Genomic DNA, 24,115 nt, shown 5'->3' with positions numbered 1-24,115 from the left:
CCTGCCGCCCGGCCCCGCGGCCGCGCCGTGGACAGCCCGCGCGCGTTCGGCTAGCGTTACGTCTGCTGCGCATGCGGCGCGGCGCCGGCCCGCGCGGGCCGCCGTGCGCGTTCCGGCCACTCCTGCTCCGTCATGAACGCCCCGCTCCCGACCCGATTGCCGCCGCTCGTGCGCCACGCGCTTCGCCCGCTGCTCGATCCGTACCGCCGCTACCGCCACGCGAAGCTGATCCATGCGGCGCGCGTCGCGCTCGCGATTCTGGTGTCGATCGCGCTGTCCACGGGGCTGAACGTGCCGCACGGCGAATGGTCGACGATCACCGTGCTGATCGTCGTCGGCGGCCTGCAGCACCACGGCAACATCCGCAAGAAGGCGGCCGAGCGTGCGCTCGGCACGTCGATCGGCGCACTCGCGGGCCTCGCGCTGATCCTTCTCTATTCCGCTTTGCATGCGCCGTTCGTCATCTACCTGCTGATGGCGGTCGGGTGCGGCGTCTGCGCGTATCACGCGATCGGCAAGGCCGGCTACATCGCGCTGCTGTCGGCGATCACGATGGTGATCGTCGCCGGGCACGGCGACAACGAGATCGTCGACGGCCTGTGGCGCGCGGTGAACGTGCTGGTCGGCATCGCGATCGCGCTGGCGTTCTCGTTCGCGTTGCCGCTCTACGCGACCTACTCGTGGCGCTACAAGCTCGCCGACGCGCTGCGCGCGTGCGCGGCCGTGCATGCGCGGCTCGCGGGCGACCGCCCGGTCGGCGACGACGCGCACCTGAAGGAAATGGCCGCGCTGAGCGCGCTGCTCGTGCAGTTGCGCTCGCTGATGCCGTCGGTGTCGAAGGAATGCGAGACGTCGATGACGCAGCTCGAGGCGATCCAGCGCAGCCTGCGCCTGTGCATCGGTTATCTGGAGATCCTGTCGAGCGCGCTGCCGGCCCGCGACGACGCGGCGGCCCGCGAATACATGCGCGTCGAGATGAAGCCGTTGAACCGGCGCATTCGCGACACGCTGGTCGGCGCGAGCCGCGCGCTCAAGTTCGGCACGCCGAGCCGGCTCGCCCCGCGCCGCCGGCCGGTCGAGCCGCTGCACGACGCGCCGCCGCCGCAGTTGTCCGGCTACGTGTCGATCACCGCCAAGCTCGCCGGCGAAGTGGACCAGCTGCGCGAGCGGCTGCTCGATACCGCGCGGTCGTGGAATATCTGACGTTCCGGGAATCCGGGGTTCACGCGTCTTTCTTTCATTCACCTTTCTGTGTGACGCGACGACACGCCGGCGGCGACGATCGGGGCCTTCGTCCGATCCGGCCCCGGAAATCCCGCTGCCGCCCCGGCTCGGGCGTGCGTGTTTCGGCGGCGATGCAACGCCATCCAGCACGGCGTTCTCCACCCGGTTAACCGCCCGTCAGGCCCGCCGCGACAGGCTCGACGCCGGTTCCACACCAAAATCAACCCTTGCTCCAACTTCCCGGACAGCCGATACTCGCATATTCCGCGAAATACGATCCCACCGGCTTCAATCCACGGTAATTCCTATGAGCACGATTCTCGAAAGCCTCCCGACCGGCCAGAAGGTCGGTATCGCCTTCTCCGGCGGCCTGGACACCAGCGCCGCGCTGCACTGGATGAAACTGAAGGGCGCCGTCCCGTACGCATACACGGCAAACCTCGGCCAGCCCGACGAAGACGATTACGACGCGATCCCGAAACGCGCGATCGAATACGGCGCAGCCGGCGCCCGCCTGATCGACTGCCGCGCGCAGCTCGTCGCCGAAGGCATCGCGGCGCTGCAAAGCGGCGCGTTCCACATCACGACCGCCGGCGTCACGTACTTCAACACGACGCCGATCGGCCGCGCCGTGACGGGCACGATGCTCGTCGCCGCGATGAAGGAAGACGGCGTCAACATCTGGGGCGACGGCAGCACGTACAAGGGCAACGACATCGAGCGCTTCTACCGCTACGGCCTGCTCGTGAACCCGGATCTGAAGATCTACAAGCCGTGGCTCGACCAGACGTTCATCGACGAGCTCGGCGGCCGCGCCGAAATGTCCGAATTCATGAACCAGGCCGGCTTCGCGTACAAGATGTCGGCCGAGAAGGCGTATTCGACCGACTCGAACCTGCTCGGCGCGACGCACGAAGCGAAGGATCTGGAAAGCCTCGAAAGCGGCATCAAGATCGTGAACCCGATCATGGGCGTCGCGTTCTGGCGCGACGACGTGAAGATCGCCGCCGAGGAAGTGACGGTGCGCTTCGAAGCCGGCCAGCCGGTCGCGCTGAACGGCGTCGAGTTCAAGGATCAGGTCGAGCTGCTGCTGGAAGCGAACCGCATCGGCGGCCGCCACGGCCTCGGCATGAGCGACCAGATCGAGAACCGCATCATCGAGGCGAAGAGCCGCGGCATCTACGAAGCCCCGGGCCTCGCGCTGCTGTACATCGCGTACGAGCGTCTCGTCACCGGCATCCACAACGAAGACACGATCGAGCAGTACCGCGAGAACGGCCGCCGCCTCGGCCGCCTGCTGTACCAGGGCCGCTGGTTCGACCCGCAGGCGATCATGCTGCGCGAAACCGCCCAGCGCTGGGTCGCGCGCGCGATCACCGGCGAAGTGAAGATCGAACTGCGCCGCGGCAACGACTACTCGATCCTGAGCACGAAGTCGCCGAACCTCACGTATCAGCCGGAACGCCTGTCGATGGAGAAGGTGGCGTCGACGTTCTCGCCGCGCGACCGGATCGGCCAACTGACGATGCGCAACCTCGACATCACCGATACGCGCGACAAACTGCGCGTGTATTCGCAAGTCGGGCTGCTGACGCCGGGTGAAGCGTCGGCGCTGCCGCAGATCAAGGGCGACGGCGACAAGTAAGTCAGTCGCTTTCGCGAGCGGCCGGGCGGCGTGACAACCGCCCGGCTGCGTGCAGTACTTCCCTTCCCGCTTTTTCTTCAAGCACTGCCGGATTCGGAACGCGTATCGCGACGATCCTGCAGGCGCGTCAGAGTTTTTTCGACACCGTGGCCGTCGCAGTGGCTGCAGGCCTCGTCATCGTCGTGGAAGCGGTGGCATTGGCCGACGCCGACGCCGGCGTGCGCGCCAGATCCCGACCGATCATGTCCGCGACCGACTTCTCGCACGACTTGATCCCTTCCACCGACTTGTCGAAATTCTTCTCGAGGTCGCTGAAGCTGCCGTACGTGTACGCGAAATCGCTGTCGATGTGGACGCTGTTCGCCTTGATGTCGTAGCCGCACGCGAACGTCTTGTAATAGAGGTCCTGCTTCGTCTTCGCGTCGAGAATGCGCGCGCGGATGACGACCCACGGGATGTAGTCGAGCTGCTGAGGCGGCGAGATATAGCCGAACGACGTGAACCACACGTTCATGATCGCATCCGCGTCGGTCTGGATCGCCGAGTAGTCGTCCGACTTGCCGTCATCGGAAAGCTTCACCTTCTGCCCGTCCAGCTTCACGACCTGATAGCCGTTGCCGGTGAGGCGGCCCGCCACGCCGTCCGCGATGTCCGGTGCGAAGAGGATTTTGCCGGCGGCCACGTGGTCCGTGTAGGTGCTCGTATGGCTTGCGTTGACGGCGCCTTGCGCGAGCGCGCCGATCAACCCGAACCCGGCCGCCGCGCCGCCGAAATTGACGACCGCGACACGCTTCGGCTCGGTGACGTCGAGCATCGCGATCGAATGCAGCTTCTGACGCGCCTCGGGCTTCATGTCCGTGTTCGGCACCGTGGTGCAGCCGGACAGCAGCGTCACGAGCAGGCCGCAACCGACCAGGGTAGCTTTGGAAGAGTTCTTCATTGGATGGGTGGCTTTCGTTGTTGACGGAACGTGTTCATCGGGCCGCCGCACGCGGCGCGTCGACGCGCCGTGTGCGGTGCGACCGTGCGTTTACTGTTTGATCACCTGACCGTACGCGATGAAGCTGTAATCGGCCGCGCGCAGCACATAGAGGATCGAGCGCTTGAAACCGTTGGTTCCCGTGATCGGCACGAACATGATCGCGGCATTGCCCGACAGCGGAACGCCGGCCGGCAGCTTGCAGCCCGTCGATGCGGAGGCCGTCACCGTCATGTCGTACATGTTCTGGTTCGAGCCGGGCGTGGAAAGCAGCAGCGTGCCGCTCAGGTTGCAACCGCTCAGCGTGCCGGTCAGCGTACCGCCCGATGCAATCGCGAACGATGCGTTGGTCGTCGCCCAGTTGCCCACCACGCTGTCCTGCGTGACGGCAAGTGCGTTCGCGGCGTTGTAGGTCCACGTGAAATTCGAGGCCGTACCGTTGCGGGTGATCGTGCCGGACAACGTCTGCTTCGGGCTGTATGCGCCCGAGCCCGAATCGATCTTCGTGACGATGCCGCTCGTTCCTGCGAAGTTGATACCCGGGGCAAGCGACCACGTCGAACCGTTGACGGTCAGATTCGTGAAATCGTCGGACATCACGAACGATCCGAGCAGATTGAGCGTGCTCAGGTTGTTGTGCGGGTCGACCAGGGCGATGGTCGAGTAGCCGAGGTTGCCGGATGCCGACCAGATCCCGACCGGGCCGGTTGCCGTTGCGGCCGTCGAACCGTCTTGCGGGGTCGTCAGGCTGGGCAGTGCCTCGCCAACCGTCACCGGCTGCGACGATGCGACGGGGGCGCTTGCCGGGGGAGCCGCGAGCGGCGTGGACGCGACGGACGGTGCGCTGGCTGCGTTGTTGGCGCCGCCGGTGTTGGCGGGCGTGCCGCTGCTTGCGTTCGACGAGCCGTCGCCGCCGCCGCAACCAGCGACGACGAATACCGAGATCGCGGCTGCGGCCAGCAGACAAAGGGAATGCTTGTTCAATTCAATCCTCGATTTTTTTGATGCGTTTTTTTAGTGGTTCAGATTCGAATCGCGTTACTTTTCGGGTGTGGTGTGTGGGCCTCCTCGAGTGACGTTGGGTGCGTGGTGTGATGTGTTGGGGAAGCGCGATGCGGGATTCGTCGGTTGCCGGATATTCGGCACGACGGATACGAACGTGGAGGTGTGGTCGTGCGGGAACGCGCACGCAGCGGTGAGAACCGCATGCAGCAGCAGGCATGCCGCGGCAAGGCAAAGGCACAGCGCGCGCCAGCCCCCGGTGCCTGCGCGCCCCATCGAATCGGTGCATTCCATCTTCTGATACTGCGCACGGCTTCGACGGCCGGGCGCCCCCTCGGTTGTCTGGTCGTGTGGTTTGGTTTTACGGCTCTGGTAGTACTTTTTTGAGATACCGAGGAAGGGTAACGGCGGTGGGGGGGATTTCTTTAGGGGGTTTTGACCTGCCCCCTTCAATAGGGCCAATGGGCTTCTAGCAAAGTCCCTTTAAACCAACTCCTGGAAAGCGGCAGGAGCATCCGCGGTTGCCCGATGTTTCGCCGCAAACTCTGACGGCGCAAGGTAGTTCAGTGCGCTGTGCGGCCTTTGCTCGTTGTAGTCCTGACGCCATGCCGCGATGACAGCCCGAGCGTGCGCGAGCGTCGTGAACCAGTGCTCGTTAAGGCATTCGTCGCGGAATTTGCCGTTGAACGATTCGATGTACGCATTCTGCGTCGGCTTGCCCGCCTGAATCAACTTCAGAGTGACGCCGTTCGCATACGCCCACTGGTCAAGCGCCCGGCTCGTAAATTCGGGGCCCTGGTCTGTTCGCACCGCCTTGGGATAGCCACGGAAGCGAGCTGCACGGTCCAATGCCCGAGCGACATACAAACCTGAGATGCCATGGTCGACGACGATGTCGACAGCCTCTTTCGTGAAGTCGTCGACGACGGTCAGGCACTTCACGCGCCGGCCGTTGGAAAGCGCATCCATCACGAAATCGATTGACCACACCTCGTTGGGCGCGCTCGGCAATGCCAGTTGCTCGCGCTCGATCATTACGCCGTGGCGCTTGCGACGGCGCCGCACAGCCAGCCCTGCCTCACGGTACAGGCGATAGATGCGCTCGTGATTGGCGTGCGTGCCTTCGCATTCCACCAAGGCGTGCAGCCGGCGGTATCCGAATCGACGACGTTCGTGCGCCAACTCCACTAGACGCGCCGCTAGCATCTCATTCTCGTGGTCCGGCTTCGCGTCGTAATGCAGCACGCTGCGAGAAAGCCCAACAAGCCGGCAGGCGCGGCGCTCGGAGATGTTGACCTTCTCCCGAATCGCCGACGCTGCTTCGCGTTTGGCTTGCGGGCTCAGGGCTTTCCCTTGACCACGACCTTCAACGCTTCCATATCGAGCATTGCTTCGGCCAACAGTTTCTTCAGCCGGGCATTCTCCACCTCAAGGTCCTTAAGCCGGCGGGCTTCCGAGACTTCCATGCCGCCGAACTTTGCGCGCCAGGTGTAGAACGACGCGTCACTGAACCCGTGCTTCCTGCACAGTTCCTTGACCGGCATACCGGCTTCGGCTTCCTTCCGAAACCCGATGATTTGCTGTTCCGTAAAGCGCTTCTTCATGTTCGTCTTCTTCTCCGAAAACGAACTTTACTAGACTCCGGCTGGCCCTGTTTGCAGGGGGCAGGCACCTGATGCGTCCCCCGTTCGCAACTCCCAGCAATCGATCGCTATTCAAACTCGATAGCGAACGCTTGGCAGCCGTCGTATCTCGACCGAAACCTCGTCAACACCGATTCCACGAGCCTCGACGTCAGCATGACCGCGAAAGCCGAATCCAACCCATCGAGGTAAATTGAAAAAGTGCATCTGCCTTGAACATTCTCCCACGCAACAAACACGTCTTCGCTCGCGGTTCTCCAGAATTGGACGTTACGAAGAGACCCTGAGAGCACTTCCGAAAGCACTTTCGCTGCAGCGATCTCTACTTGGTCACCACCATCGGTCCACGTAGTTATCTTTGCGCTTCCTGGATTCGTTAGCGTCAGACCAAGCGCCTCCAGCAAGGCAACGACAAAAAGGAATGCTTGCTCCAACGTTTCCGGAATTAATACACGACACACTGGCCTCGCCATCATTTGCTCCCGGGAAAAATCTTGACATTACCTGCGCCAAGTATTCTAGTCGCAAGGTTGATCGCCGACTGAGGCGTACCTTCGGCGAAGTAAGCCTGTGCAGACACCCCGCGTTGATCAGCGATCGTTTGGTAGATACGAAGCTCTTGCCCCAACTTCCCAAGATTATTAGCTTTCGCCGGCCCCCCCACAGCGATTAAGTTGCCATTCGCCGCAACAACGTCGATATCTGTGGAACCGAGCCCAGGTACAGCGACCTTCTCGCCGGATATTGAGCCATTGACGATGTTGGCCACTGACGTCTCGCGACTTTGCCCCACGAACCGCGCGGCATCGCCCGACGTGTTTGTGGCACCTTGACCGCTCGTGCCGCTGCCTGAACCGCTGTCGCTGTTTCCGCTCGACAGGGTGGCATTGCTCGGCGAACCAGTCGCACCCGGAGAAGCAATTGGAGGCGTAACCACGCATCCCGCACCTGGCACACAGGCCACCACCAGCGGCGTCACCACTGCTCCACCTGCCGCCGGCGGATTGCCGTTGTTCGCCTGCACCAACGGATTCGGATCGGACGGTGGTGTCTGTCCATTGTTGGCCTGCACCATCCCCAAGAACTGGTTTCCCCAGTTCTTGAAGGAGCCAATCGGATCGCCATAGGTATTCTGCAACCACGTCCCGAACGCGTTCAGCATGCCACCGTTTTTCGCGGCATCGGCCGCGTGATCACCGGTGTTATTCAGTGCCTCGTTCTGCGCCGCCGTCATCGCACCGTTCACGTTCACGCCAGCCAGACCGGCGAGCCCACCACCGGCCAGCGTCGCAAACGCAGCCAGTGCTGCCTGTTGACCTGGATCAAGCGCTGCGCCCGTCGGGTCAATCGCCTTCACGAAGTCCGGCGAAAACGCCGCACTCGCCCCGCCACCAATGGCTCCGCCCCCACACCCTTGCCCGTTAGCGGCACCCGCGAGACAACCAAGTGCCGCATGCGACGCTACATAACTCAATTCTCCTTGAAGCCCGTCGCCAAAGACCTTGGCTCCATTTGCATTCCCTATCGCATACGCCGCTGCTGCTGCCGCATCCCTGACGAAGCTGTCTCGCAAGCTATCGAGGAAACTTCCCCCGCCAATCAGCGTCTGCGTGCCGGCCTGAATCGCCGCATTGGCAGACATCGCCAACGCTGCGGTCGGCAGCGATCCAGCCGCCGCACCAGCCTGCGGCACCAACGCATTGCCCGTCGACTGCACACCGGCTAGCGCTGAAAGAGACGGCGCACTTCCTTCGAACGCCGCATTCGCGCTGAACCCGAATGAGCCCGAACCGCTGTCAAACGTGATGCCGTTCGTCAGCCCGGCAGTCACCGCCCCGATCAGGCCATTCTTCAGGCTCGCGCCGAAATCGATCTTCCCGGTAGCGACCACCTGGCCGAGCGCGCTCGAGGCAAACGAACTCAACCCGACTGCAATCATCGTGTTGGCCAACCCACCAACGGCCAGCGAACCGCCTGCCGCACTTGCGGCCGCGGTAATGGCAGCGCCTGTCAGCCCCTGCTGCGCCGCCATGAATGCCGCGGTGGTTGCCGCTTCGGCAGCGCCCGACATCGACGCAATCGCAGCCGAGATTTCCGGCTGCATCATGATCGCGGCAGCAACAGCGACGACCATCGAGAAGATCTGCGTCATCCCGAACGAGCCACCTTCCTTCACGAAATCCTGATGAAGGTTGTCGCTCAGTGCCGTCTGCGTGAAGTTGCCGCCCAGTTGCTGTTGAAGCGCCGCAAGCGCTTGCTGGGTCCCACTCTGATCGATCGTTCCGTCGGCCGCCAGCTTCTGCAGCGCTCCACCGATCTGATTGAGCGCCTGAACATTCAACTCCATGTTCGCCGCGCTCATGAACCCGCCCGGCTGCACCACCGTCCCGGTCGTCTTCAGATACCCGCCATCGACCTTCTGCCAGATCTCCCCGACGTTGACCTGATTCGCCTGGTTCGTCAGCGTGTGCGTGTCGACGCTCAGCGTCCCCGACGCGGTGATGCGCCCCGTATTGAGAATGCTGCCGTTACCGTCCTGATTGAACTTCAGCGTGACGTCCTGTCCGGAGATGTTGCCGCCCGCCGACAGCGCCTGCGTGTCCTGAGGCAGATACACCTGCGGCATCAGCGCGGTAATCGTCGGGCACGTCGCCGCTCCCGTCGCGTGACACGTCGGGTCCGGCACCGTCTGCTCGACGTACCACAGCATCGGCTTGTCGAGCGTGTTGATCTGCTCCTGCGTCAGCGCGGCGCCCAGTTGCAGGTCATGCGCCTTCGAGTAATCGACCGCGTTCTGGTACAGGTACATCTTTTCCTGCGCCGTCACCGACAGGTTTTTCTCGTTGTCGTACGTCAGCCCGTCGACGAAGCTAGACTTGCCGGTCTGCTTCAGCGCCGCCTGCTGCAACAGCAGGTCCTCTTCCTGCGGGTTGTAATAGAACAGCGTCGACGAAGGCTGCAGCGCCGACGGCAGATTGTTCAGCAAGTCCTGCGGCCCGAGCGAGCCCAGCACGGAACCGCCGAGCGACGCGTCGACGTACGACGCAGCGCCCGCGACCGGTGTCGGCAGCTTGCCGGTGCCGACTGCACGAGGCACCGACAGGTTCAGCCCCGGCAAGTCCACCGGGCTCAGCGAAATGACCTGCGACGGCGCATTGACACGCGGCGTGTAGGTGTTCGCGGTCGTGATCCCGTTGATCAGCTTCTGGCCCGTCAGCGACACGTACGTGCCGATCACGTTGCCGACGTTCTGGATCTGTCCGTTCGACGAGATCGACAGGTTCGGCGCCTGAATGGTCGCCGCGATATTGCCGACCGGCGTCGGCGGATCGATCGTGCCGCCAGTGCTCGTGTATGCGCTCCCGTACAACGCCTTGCACTGCTCCGGCGTGCCGCACGCCCAGATGTCGTGACGCTTGTCGCTGCTGAACATGCCGGTTTCCTGCACCCAATGCGAGTGCCAGTAGGCGTTCAGCACCTGCGCCTCATTCACGACGGGGCCTGCGACGGCGATCGTCGCGTTGTTGCCGGCCGCGATCAGGCTGCCGATGTTCGTCAGGCTGCCCGCATTGATCTGCAGGTTGTTGCCCGCGCTGATCACCGACGAGCTGCCCGACTGCTGGTCGACATAGCCCTCGCAGTAGCTTTCCTTGTAGCCGCCGGCTGTCATGCAGCCCGAGTATTGCTCGTGCTTGCCGTAGTTCTCGTGTACCGGCACGGGCGGCGGCAGATTGTTGGTGATCGCACCCGAAACGTTGAGCTTGATGTCGTTGCCCGCGACGATGTTGCCGGACGTGTTGTTCAGGCTCTGTGCGGGCGTGGTCGAACTCGCTGTCGTGCCGACACCGCCGATGACGATGTCGTGGCCCGCGAGCAGGTTGCCGTACGTATTGTTGATCTGGCCGGCTGCGATCACGAGATCGTGGCCGGCATAGATCGTCGCGTCGTTCTGGCTGTAGCCGAACGTCGTCGTGGTCGGGTTGTTGCCGCGCGGTTGGCCTGCGTTGCCGCAGGCGGAGTTCGGCACGCCGGAGGCGCAGCCGACCTGGCTCGCGTAGTTCTGTTGGTTGCCGCCCTGGTTGGTCAGCGTGCCGGACGTAATGCCAACGTTGTTGCCGGCATACAGCAGCCCCCCGTTGGTCAGATTTCCGCCGCCGATCGTCAGGTTGTTGCCCGCCGCGATCATGCCCGTCGGCGTAGTAAACGTAAGCGAACCCGTTGCGGTGGGGGCGGCGGCGCTCTTGTTGATTTGAAATGCGGTCGGCAAGTAAGGATCGCCAACTTGGCAGTAATTGCCCGAATCGCAATTGAATGCGCCAGTCGGATTTCCCGTACCTTGCACGCCAATCAAACCGAGCGAAGCAAGCTGCCCCAGAAAGGCAGTGTATTGGGCCTGGTCGACGTACGTTGAATTGGCGACCGTCGTGGTCGGCGCAACCGCGCCATTGCTCAACGACTGGACATTCAGCGAGATATTGCCTTGCGCCGCGATCTGCCCGCCCCGATTCGACAGGGTGCCGGCAGCCAAAGTGATCGAGCCGCCGGCCGAAATGACGCCGGAGGTTCCTGCCTGTTGATTCGTCGTCGTCTGATAGACAGTGGGCAGCGTGAACGTCGCCGACTTGAGCGCACCGGCATCCGGAGCCGTTCCGATAAACCAGTAGTTCGAATACTGCGAAACGCCGTGGTCGTTGATACCGGTCAGGATGCGATACTGATTGAACGTCACCGTGCCGGATGTCGCGACCGGATCGGAAGCCGATAACCCACTGGTGTTCGTGGTCGAGCCAGTCGGCGCCAACAGGCCACCGAGCGTCGCAGGCAGGTCTTTGTACGCAGCCCGAACGTATCCATGGTCTCCATTTTTGATATCTTCGTAGCCGACCGTCACCCAGCCGACCGACCCTGACATCAGGAGCGCCGGGTCGTTGATCTGCGTGGTCGTCGTGACGGCCCCTTGCGGAGCAGTCTGATCGTTGATCACCTGCGCCGCGGAAATGCCGATGTTCCGCCCGGCGAATATCGAGCCCCCCGTATTGAGCAGCGAACCGCCGAGATTGAAATTCGCATCCCCCTTCGACTGCGTCGTCGCACCCTGGTTGTCGTAGTTGCCACCATTGACGTTGAGAACGTTCCCTGCCTCAACCGTTCCGCGGTTCGTCGTATCGCCATTCAGCGTCAACGCGTTATCCGCATGCATCACCGCCCCGGCCGCATTATTCAGCGTACCGTTGAACGTCACATCCGACCCGGTGACCTGTCCGTGATTCTCGAAGCTGCCGCCGGCCGTCAGCGTCAACGGCGACGTCCCGGTGATCGTGCCGTCGTTCGTGATCCCGTTCAGCCCCGTCAGCGAAACGCTCTGCCCGCCGTAATTCCACGTGCCGCCGACATTCACGTACCCGGCGGTGATGGACAGGTTGCCGCCCTGGCTGATCGTCCCCTGCGACGGATCGAACGCCATGTTGACCGCGCTGATCCCCATGTCCCGTTGCGCAAGCAACTGTCCGCCCGCGTTGTAGAACGCGCCATTGCCGCCATTGCCGCCATTGCCGCCATTGCCGCCATTGCCGCCATTGCCGCCATTGCCGCCATTGATCGTCAGCGATACGTCGCCGGTGGCACCGGTCGCGGCCTTCGGGTTGCCGGCAAAAACGATCCCGTTCTGGTTGTTCAGCGTACCGGTATTGACGTTCAGCGCGTTCACCGCCATCAGCGAGCCGCCCACGTTCGTCAGCGCGCCCCCGACGGTGACGTTCGTCGTCGTCCCGTTCACCAGTCCGGCGTTCGCGAAGCTCGATGCATTGATCGTCGTCGTTCCGATCGACGCGAGCGACGCACCGGCCGCATTCGTCAGGTTCGGCGCCGAGACGTTGAGCGATCCGGCCAGCACGTTCGCGGCGTTGTACAGCCCGTTCTGCGAAGCCAGCGTCGCGTTGCCGACGACGTTCACCGCCTTGCCGCCCGCCAGCGTGAGCTGGTTCGACGCCTGCGCGGTGAGCGCGCCGCCGACCGTCGCATTGCCGAGCGTCACGTTCGAGCCGTTCACTTGCAGGTTCTGCGATGCCACGAGCGATGCATTGCCGGCATCGACCGTTCCCTGCGCGGAAACGGTCACGTTCTTCGATCCGACGGCCGAACCGCTCAGCGTGACGTTGCCGCCCGACACACCCAGTTGCCCGGCCACGATGCTGTTGCCGGTCAACGCGACGGTTTGCCCCGCATGCAGCGTCGCGTCGCCGTTCGCCGACACGCCCGCGACCGACACGTTGCCGCCGATGCCGTTGATGTCGACCGTGCCCATCGAACCCACGCCGCCCGCGAGCGACACGTTGTTCGCGGCCTGTACCACGACGTTACCGCCCGACTGCAACAACCCGCCGAAGGACACGCTGCCGGCGGTCGACTTTGCCGACACGTCGCCGACCGCGGTGGTCGCACCGAGCGACATGTCGCCGCCGGACACCGCCGTCAACTTGCCGGCGCCCTGAATCGCGCCGAGCGTGATGCTGTTTCCGGCATTGACGGCGATGTCCTTGCCGTACGTCAGTGCCGCGCCGCCGCCGAGCGCACCGCCCGCGTCGATAGTCGCGGCCCCGAGACCGAACAGCGCGCCGCCGAGCGTCATCGCGCCGCCCGACGTCAACGTCGTATCGCCGTTCACGAGCCCGCCGGAAAGCAGCGCGAGGCCGCCGCCCGCATTGGCCCGGAGATTGCCGGTCGACACGACCGCGCCGCCGACGCCGAGATTGCCCGCCGTCGCGGTCAGCGTCGCGTCGCCGGTCGAATGGATCGCGCCCGCGACACCGAGGTCGCGTCCCGCCGTCACGTTCAGCGCACCGCCGCTGGACGCCGCCCCGATACCCGCATCGCGCGCGGCCGTAATCGTCGTCGCGGTGCCCGACGTCACCGCGCCGTTCACCATCACGTCGCCGGCGCCGTTGCGGCCCTGCGCCTGCAATCCGATTGCGCCGCCCGCCTGAACCGAGCCGGCCGACAAGTCGTTGCCGGCGGTCATCGCGAGATCGCCGTTGGTCGCGACGTTGCCCGTTACCGCAATATTGCCGCCCGCGTTGACGCTCGCCTGGTGCGCGAACGCGATCGCGTCGGCAGTCACCGAGCCGCCCGCCGTCAACGTGCCGCTTTGCTGCGCGCCAACGCCTGCGAGCGTCATGTCGCGGCCCGCGTTCAGCGAAGCATTGCCGCCCGCGACACTCTGCCCGGTCACCGCGATGTCCTGTGCCGCAACGACGTTCAGGTTGCCCTGCGTCGTCAGGCTCGTCGCGCTCGCGTTGCCGCCCGAAGCGGTTACGCCGAGATCGCCGGCCGAATTGACGGCCGAAAGCGCGACACTGCGCGCCGCATTGATCGTCGTCGTGCCGCCGGTGTTGATTGCACCCGCAACGGAAGCGTCCCGTGCGGCTTGCAACTGCATCGCGCCGAACGCGGTGGCCGCTCCGCCGATCGTCACATCGCCGCCGCCGGCACCGCCCTTGGCCGTGACGTCGAGATTGCCGCTGACGGCCTGGATCGTGCCGAGTCCTGCATTGTTGCCGCCCGTCACGTTGATGGCCGCCGCTTGCAGCGCGCCCGTCAGCGCGACGTCGTGCGCGGCATCGAGCGTCGTCGCCTGGGCGAATGCCGCGGAGCCTGCACCGTTGATGTCGTGCCCCGCGCTCAGCGTGCCGTCGCGTTGACCCGCGAGTGCCCCCGTCAACGCGATATCGCGACCGGCCTGCACGTTCGTCGACTTCGCCACCGCGATCTGGCCGCCGAGCTGCGTATCGAGCCCGGAGGTGGCGTTGAACGCGCCCGCGGTCGTGGTCGCCCCCGTGAGCACGACGCTGCCGTTCGCGGCGGTTGCCGTCAGATCGCCGTTCGACTCCACGCCGCCGCCAACCGCCACGTTGCGTTGCGCGCTCAATGCAAGCGCTCCGCCGCTGCCGAGCGTGCCGCTGATCGACACATCCCGCGCGCCCGTCACGTTCGCCGCTCCCTGCGCGGACGCCGCCCCCGTGACGCCCGCATCGCCTTCGCCGGCGTTGCCGTTCGCGGTCAGCGTCAACGTGGTGGACGACGACGCATCGTGCAACGTCGCGTTGTTTCCGCCCGTCACCGTGATCGCCGCCGCCTGCATGCCGCCGGTCAGCGCGACGTCATGCTGCGCCGCATAGTTCGCGGTCGCGGCAAACGCCTGCTTGCCGCCGCCGTTGATGTCTCGCCCGGCCGTCACCGTGCCGTTCGCCTGTCCGACCATCGTGCCGTTCAGCGTGGCATCGCGGCCGGCCGTCAGCGTCGCGTCGCCGATCGCGCTGGTGCTCGCGCCGAGCGACAGGTCGAGGCCGGTCGCGATGGCAAGCTTGCCGCCGCTGTTGATGCCGCCGGTTGCGTTGAGGCTGCCTTGCCGCGCGGCCAGCGCCGTATCGCCGACCGACTCGATCGCGCCGCTCACGGCGATGTCCCGCTGCGCGGTCACGCCAACCGTCGAACCGCTCGCGGCCTTGCCGCCGATCGCGACATCGTTCTGCGCGAACGCCGTGATCGCGCCCGCGGCGGCGACCGAACCGTCGATGCGCAGATCGCCTGCGCCCGTTGCGGTGTTCGTACCGTTCGCGCGCAGCGCGATCGTGCCGGTCGACTCGACGTTGTTCACGGCCGCGTTGCCGGCCGCCGTCACGCTGACCGACTGTCCCTGGATCAGCCCGCGCTGCGCGACGTCGCGCCCGGCGTCGAGCGTCGCCTGCTGACCGAACGTCAACGTGCCTGCGCCGACGATGTCGCGCGCCGCATTGACGACGCCTTGTCCCTGCCCGGCCAGCGACCCGCTGACGTTGACGTCGCGTCCGGCCGCGAGCGTCGTGTCGCGCGACACGGTCGTCTTGCCGCCGAGGTTGATGTCACTGCCTGCCTGTGCGTCGAACGCGCCATTGCTCGCGATCGCCCCCGTCGATCCGATGCTGCCGCCGGTCGCGAGCAGCGACGTGTTGCCGGCCGACTGCAACGAACCGCCGATGTCGATATTGCGCGCCGCGGCCAGCGCCACGTCCGCGCCGCCCGTCACCGCACCGGTCACGCTCAGGTCGGTCGCCGCATCGAGCGCGAGCGTCGACGCCGCCTGCACGTCGTGCAGCGTGGCCGAACCGCCCGCCGTCGTCCGCACGTTGCCGCCGCGCAGCGAACCGGTGAGAGTCGTATCGCCGCCGGAACCGACGTTCGCCGCGAGCCCGAACGCAATGGCGGCCGCGCCGCCTATCGCGCCGCCGGCGTTCAGCGTGCCGTTGCCCTGTGCGACGACGGAGCCGTTCATCGTCAGGTCGCGGCCCGCGTCCACGGTCAGGTTGCCGAGCGACGACGTCGATTGCGCACCCAGATCCACGGACTGCGCGGCCGTCACCGACAGGTTGCCGCCCGACTGGATATTGCCGGTGCTGGTCAGCGAGCCGGCCGCATTCGTCAGCGCGACGTCGCCGTTCGACTGGACCGTGCCGCCGATCGACGTATTGCGGCCGCCGCCGATGACCAGGCCGCTTGCCGTGCGCAGCGTGCCGTTGACGATCACGTCGCGCGCCGCGTCGATCGCCCCGTTCGTCAGCGAATTCACGTTGCCGCCGATCGAAACGTCGCCCGTGCGGGTCGCGAGCTGAAGCCCCGCGTTGGCCTGCACGTCGTTCAGCGCGATCGAACCGGCTGCCGTCATCGAGACGGCGCGCCCCTGGAACGCACCGGTCACGCCGATATCGCGCCCGGCGCTCAACGTCGCGTCCTGCGCGAAGCCGCTGGTGCCGCCGGCGACGACGTCGCGCGCTGCCGTGAGCGTCGCGACGCCCTGCCCCGCCAACGCGCCGCCGATCGTGAGATCCCGGCCGGCCGTCGCGGTCACGTCGCCGGTGACGGTGGTCGCGCCGGTCAGCGACACATCCTGCGCGCCCTGCACCGTCAGCGCGCCCGCGCCGTTCAACGTGCCGGCCGACGCGACGCTGCCGCTGGCCGCCATCATCGCCAGATCGCCGACGGCCTGCACGGTGCCGCTGCCGCCGACGATCACGTTGCGCTGCGCGGCAAGCGCGACCTGCGCGCCGCCGGCGAGCGTGCCGTTCACGACGACGTCGCGCGACGCGTGCACGTCGGCGGCGCCGAGCGCGGCCGCGTTGCCGTTGAATACGACGTCGCCGCCGCTAGCGCCACCGCTTGCCGTCACGCCGAATGCGCCGCCCGCCTGGACCGTCGCGAGGCTCGCGCTGTTGCCCGCGTCGACCTGTAGGCCATTGGCGAGCAGCTTGCCGGTCAGCGCGACGTCATGCGCGGCGTTCAACGCGCCGCTCTGGCCAAACGCGATCGAGCCGCTTCCCGTGATGTCGTTGCGTGCGCTCAGTGCCCCGTTGCGCTGGACGATCACGACGCCCGACGTGTCGACGTTGCGCCCCGCGTCCACGCGCGCGTCGGTTCCGACCATCAGCGAGCCACCGACCGACGCATCGCGCGCGATATCGGCGGCGAACGTCGTTCCGCTCGCGAGTGAACCGCTTACGCTCAGGTCGCGCCCCGCCTGCACGCTGACGGCGTTCTGCGCGGTCGCCTGCGACGCGACGACGGTATCCTGTCCGGACGTCAGCGCAAGATCGCCACCGCTCTTCATCGCGGCATGCGTGGCGACGTTGCCCTGCGTCGCCGTCAACGCCAGCGCACCGGACGTCTGCAGCGCCGCGTTGACCGTCGCATCGCGTTGCGCGGTCGCGCGCAGCGTGCCGCTGTTCGTCTGCCCGTTCACGTTGACGTCGCGGGCCGCCTGCACGGTCGTTGCGCCGGTCACGACCGACGTGCCGTTCAGGTTGACGTCGCCCGTGCCGTCGGTGCCGCGTGCGGTAACGGCCAACGCACCGCCGCCCTGTACGTCGCCGAGCGTTACGTTCGTGCCGCCGGCGACCGTCATGTCGCCGTGCGCCTGTGCATTCGCGATGTTCACGTTGCCGCCTGCCGCCACCGCCAGCTTGCCGCCGGACTGGATCGATCCGGTCGACGTCACGTCGCCGTTCGCATCGATCGCGTAACCGCCGACCCCGATGTGCGCACCGGTCATCGACACGTTGCCGGCGCTATGAACCGTCGCCTGCTGCTGCGCGGCCGAACCCGCGACCGACACGTCGCCGTTCGCCGATAGCAGCAAGTCGCCCGCATTCGCGGCGAGCTGCGCGTCGGTCCTTACGCCCATCCCCGCCGCGGTGCTGACGACCTGGATCTGCCCCGCCGTCATCGCGCCGAACGCGGTCGCGTCGATCGCGAGAGAACGGTTCGCGCCGCCGTTCGCGGGATTGATCGCCGCGGCGGAGTTGTCCGAGCCGTTCGACGCCGTGCCGTACGTGGTGCCATACGTATCGACGGTGGCCGGCGTCACGAACTGACGCCCGGCGATCACGTTGATGCGCGTGCCCGCATAGAGCGGCGCGTTGATACCGATCGTCTCGCCGATCAGGTCGATCGTGCCCACGGTCCCCTCGATCCCCGCGCCGGGCCCGTTCACGCCGGCATTGCCTTCGATCTGCAGGTGACCACCGGTCACGTTGTAGCCGAGCGCCTTCGCGTTCGCGAAGTCGGTCGCGGTGCCGCCGACGCCATTGAGGAACTGCGGCGCGCCGGTCGACAACGTCACGCCGATCGTGTTGGTAAAGCCGGTGCCGCGCGTCGTGATCCCGTTCGGGTTCGCGATCACGACGGCCGCGGGCGCGCCGAACACTTCGAGTGGACCGTTCAGCAAGCTCGCGTAGGCATTGCCGGTCGACGTGACCTGGTTGACGATCACGCTCGCCGTGCGGCGGTTCAGGTTCGGGTTGGCCTGCACGTTGCCGCCCGTCAGCGACGTGCCCGACATCAGGCTGTTGTTCAGGATCAGCCCGACCGGATCGATGTTGAATTGCTGATACTGGTTCAGCGAAATGCCGGCCGCGTTCGGCGCGGTGATATTGACGACGGGCACGCCGCCGCCCGCGCCGGTCGACTGCGTGATGGCCGGCTGAAATGAGATCGGCGCCGTGGGGTCCGTGATCGGCGCGGCAGCCGCGAGCTGCATCGAGAATCGCACGCGCAGCGACGCGAGATCGAGCAACCGCTGCCATGCGTCGTCGTCGACACGGCGATTGCCCGCGCCGAGCACGCCGGCCGCATCGCGGCACTGCTCGACGGTGACCGTGATCGGCCCGATGAACATCGTCAGTGCGACGAGCGCGCTCGTCGCACGCTGCCACCAGCGGTACGATCGCGCGGCCGGCTCGACCGCGAAGCATCGCGGCGCACCTGCCGCCGATCGCGCACGTGCACCGATTCGCGCCGCGCCGGCGGCGGCAAGCTGCTGCAAGGTCTTACGCTTGGACGTGTTCATCTTCTGTTGTTCGCTTCGTTCGATGGCCCCGCGACGACGCCGTCAGCCGATCCCCGACCGTGGCGCCGCGCGATGCCGGGTTTCCCCGCCCGGCATCGCGTGCGTGTTCGCCGGGCGCTGCCCGACGCTGCTACGTGCTGCTTGCTACCTGCTGCTTGCCGCCTACTGCTGGATCCGCGCGTTGCGGATCAGATCCGCAACGACCTGCGCGGTCGCCTTCTCCATCGCGACCTGCTCGAGTTGCTGGCGCAGCGTGTCCTTCGCCTGGTCGAACGGCGGCACCTGCGTCGGCCGCTTGTCGTCGGCACGCACGATCCAGTACGCATCGCCGACCTGCACGGGCTCGCGCGTCATGCCGCCCTGCGGCAGTTTCACGAGCGCTTCGGCAAGCGGCTGCGGCCAGTTCTGCGTGTGGCCTGCCTCGATCGGCGTCTTGAACGAGATCCAGTTCAGCGCGCCACCCTGCGCCGCGGCCGGCCCCTTGCTGAACTGCCGCGCGAGGCCGCCGAAGTCCTCGCCTTTCTTGAGCCGCGCGAGGATCTGCCTGGCGGTGTCCGCGTCGTTGACGGCAATCACGCTCGGCTTGTATTCGTTCTCGCCGAGCGTCGCGACAACCGCGTCGTAGCGCGCCTTGACGTCCGCGTCCGTGACGGGTGCCGGCTTGATCTGATCGCGCAGGTACGCCTGCGTCATCGCGAGCGCCTTCGCCTGCTCGACGGCGGCCACGACCTGCGGCTTCGTGTCGTAGTGCTGCTTGAGCGCCGCCTGTCGAAACAACTCGCGCGCGATCAGCTGGTTCTTCAGCGCCGCGCGCAGCGCCGGCGTATCGGGCGCCTTCGACGCGCGCACGGCTTCGTCGACCTGCGCTTGCGGAATCGGCACGCCGTTCACGCTCGCGATCGCATCGGCCGGCATCGCGGCGGCTGCATCGGCGGGTTTCTTCGACGCCTTGGGAACCGCATACGCGTGCGGAGCGACAGCGGCGCACAGCGTCGCCGCGACGAGCGTGACGGCGATCTTGCGAATACGCGCCGACAGGTTGGATTGCATCGCGATCTCGCGACCGTTCGACAGGCGATTCATGAAATTCTCCATCAGTCCGTCCAGTTGAGTGTGGCCAGCAACACGCTGGCCTTCTTGCCAAGTGCGGCCGGTTGCGCGAGCGCCTGCCCGACCAGCACTTCGGCCGACAGGGTCCCGCCTTTCAAACGCCATTGCGCGCGCGTGCCGACACCCGTGCCGACGAGCGACGGCCAGCCGCCCTGTGCGTTCAGGTGCGTCTTGCCGCCGTCCAGAAACACGTAGGGTTCGATGCGCGCGTCGTGCCACGCCGGCACGTTCTGCCAGGCCAGCTCGTTGCGCACGAATGCGCCGCTGTCGCCCGCGATCCCGCCTTCGGTAAACCCGCGGACCGAACCCATGCCGCCTAGAAAGATCTGCTCGTTGCCGAACAGCGCGACGCGGCTGTACTGCGCGCGCAGCGTGCCGCGATACGCCCACAGGGAACCGGCAACAGTACCGAGCGTGAACTGCAGCGTGCCGGTGGCATCGAGCTTCGTGAACTGGCTGTGCGCGTCGTCGATGCCGATGTCCGACGCATCGTGGTTGGCCGCCAGCCAGGGCAACCCCTGCGACACGCCGACATCCCAGGTCGCGGCCGCGCCCTGGTCGCGCATGACGAAGCGGGACAGCCCGTTCAGCGCGACCCGCAGCACCGTCAGGTTCTGCGGCGACAACGGAATGCCGTTGAGGTCGCGCTCGGTGCGCAGCTTGTTGAGCGTGACGTCGACGCTCATGCGCCCGCGCGGCGACCGCACCAGCACGTCGTTCCAGCCGAGCATCTGGCTGAACGTGCGCCCCGCGAGCAGCGCGACGTCGCCGATCGCCTGCTGGTACTCGGACATCGACGCCGTGTAGCTGAAAGTTTGATACCCGTACGGCACCGCCGCCGACAACACGACCGCGTTCGTGTCGGTCGTCCCGACGTAGCTGAACGACAGCGATTCCTGCAGTCCGATCACGTTGTCGGCTTCGACACCGGCGCGATAGCGCGTCCTGCCGGTCTGCGAGCTGCCGTAGTTGTCGATGCCGAAATCGTAATGAAGACGATCGCCATAGCGGTTCGAGATCGCAACGATCGAATCACCCGGCGCTTCGCCGGGGAGAATCCGGATTTCGGCTTGATTGCGCCGCAACCGGTTGATCTGGTCGACGCCCTGCTCCAGGTCGGGCAGGCGCAGCACGTCGCCCGGCGTGCTCGCGAACGCCCAGGCGGTGCCGGCTTCGGTCAGCAGCCCGCCGCCGCGCACTTCGTACCACTTCTCGTCGGGATCGCGCGGCCTCAGCGGCTTGCCGTTCAACGTCAACGCGGCCACGCGACCGGGGACGAGGTTGATCTTCAGCGTGCCGGACGCAAGATTCTGCGGCCCGAGGTACGCACGCGTCGTGATGTAGCCGCGCGAAATGAACGCTTCGGTCAGCCGGCGCAGCAGCAGATTGATCCGGTTGCGCCCGAGTTGCTTGCCGATGAACGGCGCCGCGATACGGTCCAGTTCGGGCTGCCCGAGGATCGCGTCGCCGGTGAATTCGATCCGCTCGATCGGGAACGTCGGCGCGACGTCCGGCAACGTGTCGACGTCCGCGCCCGGCGGCAGGTCGGGCATCGCCGGCTGCTCGGGCACCGCGATCTGCGCCGGCGGTTGCGCGAGCTCGTCGCGGCGCTGCCGGTCGCGCTGCTCCTGCAGCAGGCGCTGCGCGGGATCCTGCTCCGCACGCGGCACCGCGAACCCGGCCGGAAGCGCGCCGAGGCCCGGCGGTGCGCCGGCGAGCTGTGCGTGCGCGCACGGCGACATCGCGCCGAGCGTCAACGCGAGCGCGGCGGCGATGCGGTGGTCCGTCTGCGACATCACAGGCCGAACCACGACACGAGGCCCATGTGATTGCGGTTGCCGATCGTCACGAGATCGCGATGGGGCGGCCGGATCGTCACGATGCCGCGCGCCGCGAGCACACCTTCGGGCGCGCTGTACGCGCCGCCGTCGATGTCGGCCTCGCCGGTCAGGCGCACCTTGCCGGTTCCTCCGGTGAACACGCCGCCCGTGTCGGCTGCATAGATTGCCGCCCAGCGATTGCCGAACCACGCTTTCAGGTCGTGGTCGCGGTTGACCACCGTGTAGCCCGGTACGCCTTGCGCGAGCGTTTTCGGTGCGTCGAGCGTCAATGCGCCGAGCGCGAGCACGGTTCCGCCCGTGTTCGTGATCTGCGTACCGGCTTTCAGCTGGATGTCGGCCTTGGCCTCGATCACGCCGCCGAACGCCTGCACGTTCGACGATGCACTCGCGCGGCAGAACACGAAGCACGAGCGCCGGTACGCTGCCTGCCCGGTGAAAACGGCTTGCGTGAGGATGTTTTCGCGCGCGGCGATATCGATTGCGCCGCCATTCGACAGGATCGATCCGCCGATATTCGTCACGTTCGCGGCGCGCACGGTCACGTTGCCCGCGTCGGCCGTGATGTACGCGAGTTTCGATGCATCGGCCAGCGCGCCATAGTCGACGGTGAAGCCGTCGCTACGATGCTTGAAGAACAGGAAGCGGCCGCCCTGCTCGGAGAAGCCGACCACCGCGCCGTTCTGCACGCCGGTGCTGTGGTCGACGATGTTCTGCAGGTCTCCGCCCGCAGCGATCGAAATGCTCTGGTTCGACAGGATCCGCGCATTCCGGTTGACGACATCGGCGCCCGCGGTCAGCGACACGTCGCCCTGAACGCCGAACAGGATGCCAAGCCGCGTCTGCGGCAACGACTCGTTCAGGATGCGGCCCGCCGCGTTCAGCGTCACCGCGCCCATCGAATCCGGGTCAGCGTCGATCGCGGTCTGCCCTTGCACGAGCGACCCGACATTCACGATGTCCGCCGCGCTCTTGAGCACCACGCCGCTTTGCGACGATGCCACGGTCGCGCCCTTCATCGCATCGTCGGGATTCAGCGCGATGCCCGCGCCATTCAGCTTCACGCTGCCCGACGCCATCAGGCTGCTGCCCGTCAACGCGATCGCATCGGCTGCCGACACGTTCGCGTGGCCGCCCTTCGCCTTCATGTCGGTGCCGGTCAGCGTGATGCCGCCCTGCACGGTCACGTCGAGATCTCGCGCGACGTCGACCTTCGCATGGGACATCTCGACGTTGCCGTTCGATGTCAGCGTGAAATCCCCGAGCGACGCATTCATCGCGCCAGCGCTGCGCACGCCGGGGCCGCGGTCCGTGACGATCAACTGCACGCGCCCGCTCGTCACGCTGCCCGCGGCAGTGATGTCGATCGCATAGGACGACGCGGTGTCAGGGTGAGTCGTCGCGGTACGCGAGAGCCAGTCGTTCGCGTTGTCGTTCGGCGACAGCCCCGTGTTCAGCTCGGCACGGCTGCGTCCGGCCAGCAGGCGCACGCCGGCCGTCGCCGACGAAAACGTGTTGTCGATCGCGCCGTCGACGACGATGTTCTTCGCGATCAGATCGAGCCCGATCAGCGCGCCGGCCAGGCCGCCCGGACCGACGACGATCGTGCCGGTCGACGTATCGAGCACGATGTTGCGCTGGATCACGCCGGGGGCGATCTGCAGGTCGTTGAAGCTCACGTTGCCGGTGGACAGCGCGACGTGCCCTGTATTGACGAACGATCCGCCGTTGACCGTGATGCCGTTCGGGTTCGCGAGCACGACGTTCGCGCGCGGCCCCGCCACGGCGATCTCGCCTTCGATCAGGCTGCGGTTGGTGCTCGTCACCTGGTTGACGATCGTGCGCGCGTTGATGCCGGCGTTGTTCAGCGTCGCGCCTGCGGTCGTCACGTTGAACGACGAATACGTGTTGCTCGATACGCCGGCGACCGCCGGCGCAAGATTGACGAGCTGCCGGCCATTCGGCCCGACCGCCACGCTCGTGGGCGTGCCGCCGTCCGGGACGATCCCCGCGGCAGCGGCGCAATGCGGCAGCAGTCCGGTTACGGCAAGGCAAAGGCACAGCGCGCGCCAGCCCCCGGTGCCTGCGCGCCCCATTGAATCGGTGCATCCCATTCTGATCCCGCGCACGGCTTCGCCGGCCGTGCGCCCTCGGTTTTTTGGTCGTGTGGTCGTACTGCTTTCGTCATACTTTTTTGAGATACCGAGGAAGAGTAACGGCGGGGCCACGACTTTCTTTAGGGCGCTTTATCGAATAATTTTTCTAATTCGTTCGGACTGGATATTACAAATTCATTTCGCA

The 24,115-nt window shown here is 66.2% G+C and carries 9 protein-coding genes; 2 read left to right on the top strand and 7 right to left on the bottom strand.

Annotation, left to right across the window (positions count from 1 at the left end; all coding sequences use genetic code 11):
- Positions 1-132 precede the first annotated feature (132 nt).
- The gene (locus tag CFB52_RS18700; protein ID WP_099317162.1) at positions 133-1,203 is read left to right on the top strand and encodes an FUSC family protein; all 1,071 of its coding nucleotides are present in this window, start codon (positions 133-135) and stop codon (positions 1,201-1,203) included.
- A gap of 328 nt (positions 1,204-1,531) precedes the next feature.
- Positions 1,532-2,869 carry an argininosuccinate synthase gene (gene argG / locus CFB52_RS18690; protein WP_006496064.1) on the top strand — a complete coding sequence of 446 codons (1,338 nt, stop codon included), beginning with the start codon at positions 1,532-1,534 and terminating at the stop codon, positions 2,867-2,869.
- 127 nt (positions 2,870-2,996) lie between these two features.
- Here argG and CFB52_RS18685 read toward each other — a convergent pair whose 3' ends face one another.
- The 7 genes from CFB52_RS18685 to CFB52_RS18650 all read right to left on the bottom strand — a co-directional run bounded on the left by CFB52_RS18685 (position 2,997) and on the right by CFB52_RS18650 (position 23,910).
- On the bottom strand, positions 2,997-3,809 hold the full coding sequence (locus CFB52_RS18685; RefSeq protein WP_099317160.1) for a hypothetical protein: 813 nt from the start codon (positions 3,807-3,809) through the stop codon (positions 2,997-2,999).
- 90 nt (positions 3,810-3,899) lie between these two features.
- A complete protein-coding gene (locus CFB52_RS18680; protein ID WP_099317159.1) occupies positions 3,900-4,832 on the bottom strand; it encodes a hypothetical protein in 933 nt (310 codons plus the stop codon).
- A gap of 501 nt (positions 4,833-5,333) precedes the next feature.
- Positions 5,334-6,454 (bottom strand): IS3 family transposase gene (locus CFB52_RS18675; RefSeq protein ID WP_099317158.1). Its coding sequence is split into 2 segments (ribosomal slippage): positions 5,334-6,196 and positions 6,196-6,454, totalling 1,122 coding nucleotides; the frame shifts between segments, so codons are not numbered across the junction.
- Between the two features lie 511 nt (positions 6,455-6,965).
- Positions 6,966-18,866, bottom strand: a complete 11,901-nt coding sequence (locus CFB52_RS18665; RefSeq protein ID WP_257220510.1) for a filamentous hemagglutinin N-terminal domain-containing protein — start codon at positions 18,864-18,866, stop codon at positions 6,966-6,968.
- A 162-nt stretch (positions 18,867-19,028) separates the two neighbouring features.
- Complete coding sequence (locus CFB52_RS18660) at positions 19,029-19,949, bottom strand: peptidyl-prolyl cis-trans isomerase (RefSeq protein ID WP_099317869.1); 921 nt, start codon at positions 19,947-19,949, stop codon at positions 19,029-19,031.
- A gap of 11 nt (positions 19,950-19,960) precedes the next feature.
- Complete coding sequence (locus tag CFB52_RS18655) at positions 19,961-21,772, bottom strand: ShlB/FhaC/HecB family hemolysin secretion/activation protein (RefSeq protein ID WP_099317157.1); 1,812 nt, start codon at positions 21,770-21,772, stop codon at positions 19,961-19,963.
- Positions 21,772-23,910, bottom strand: a complete 2,139-nt coding sequence (locus CFB52_RS18650) for a filamentous hemagglutinin N-terminal domain-containing protein (protein ID WP_257220508.1) — start codon at positions 23,908-23,910, stop codon at positions 21,772-21,774. The genes CFB52_RS18655 and CFB52_RS18650 overlap by 1 nt, the downstream gene beginning before the upstream one ends.
- Positions 23,911-24,115 lie beyond the last annotated feature (205 nt).

Origin of the sequence: Burkholderia sp. AU18528, assembly GCF_002223215.2 — a bacterium.
In the GTDB taxonomy this organism is placed as follows: Bacteria; Pseudomonadota; Gammaproteobacteria; order Burkholderiales; family Burkholderiaceae; genus Burkholderia; species Burkholderia semiarida.
The sequence above is the reverse complement of the archived record's forward strand: the minus strand, read 5'-3'. Positions and strand labels throughout refer to the sequence as shown.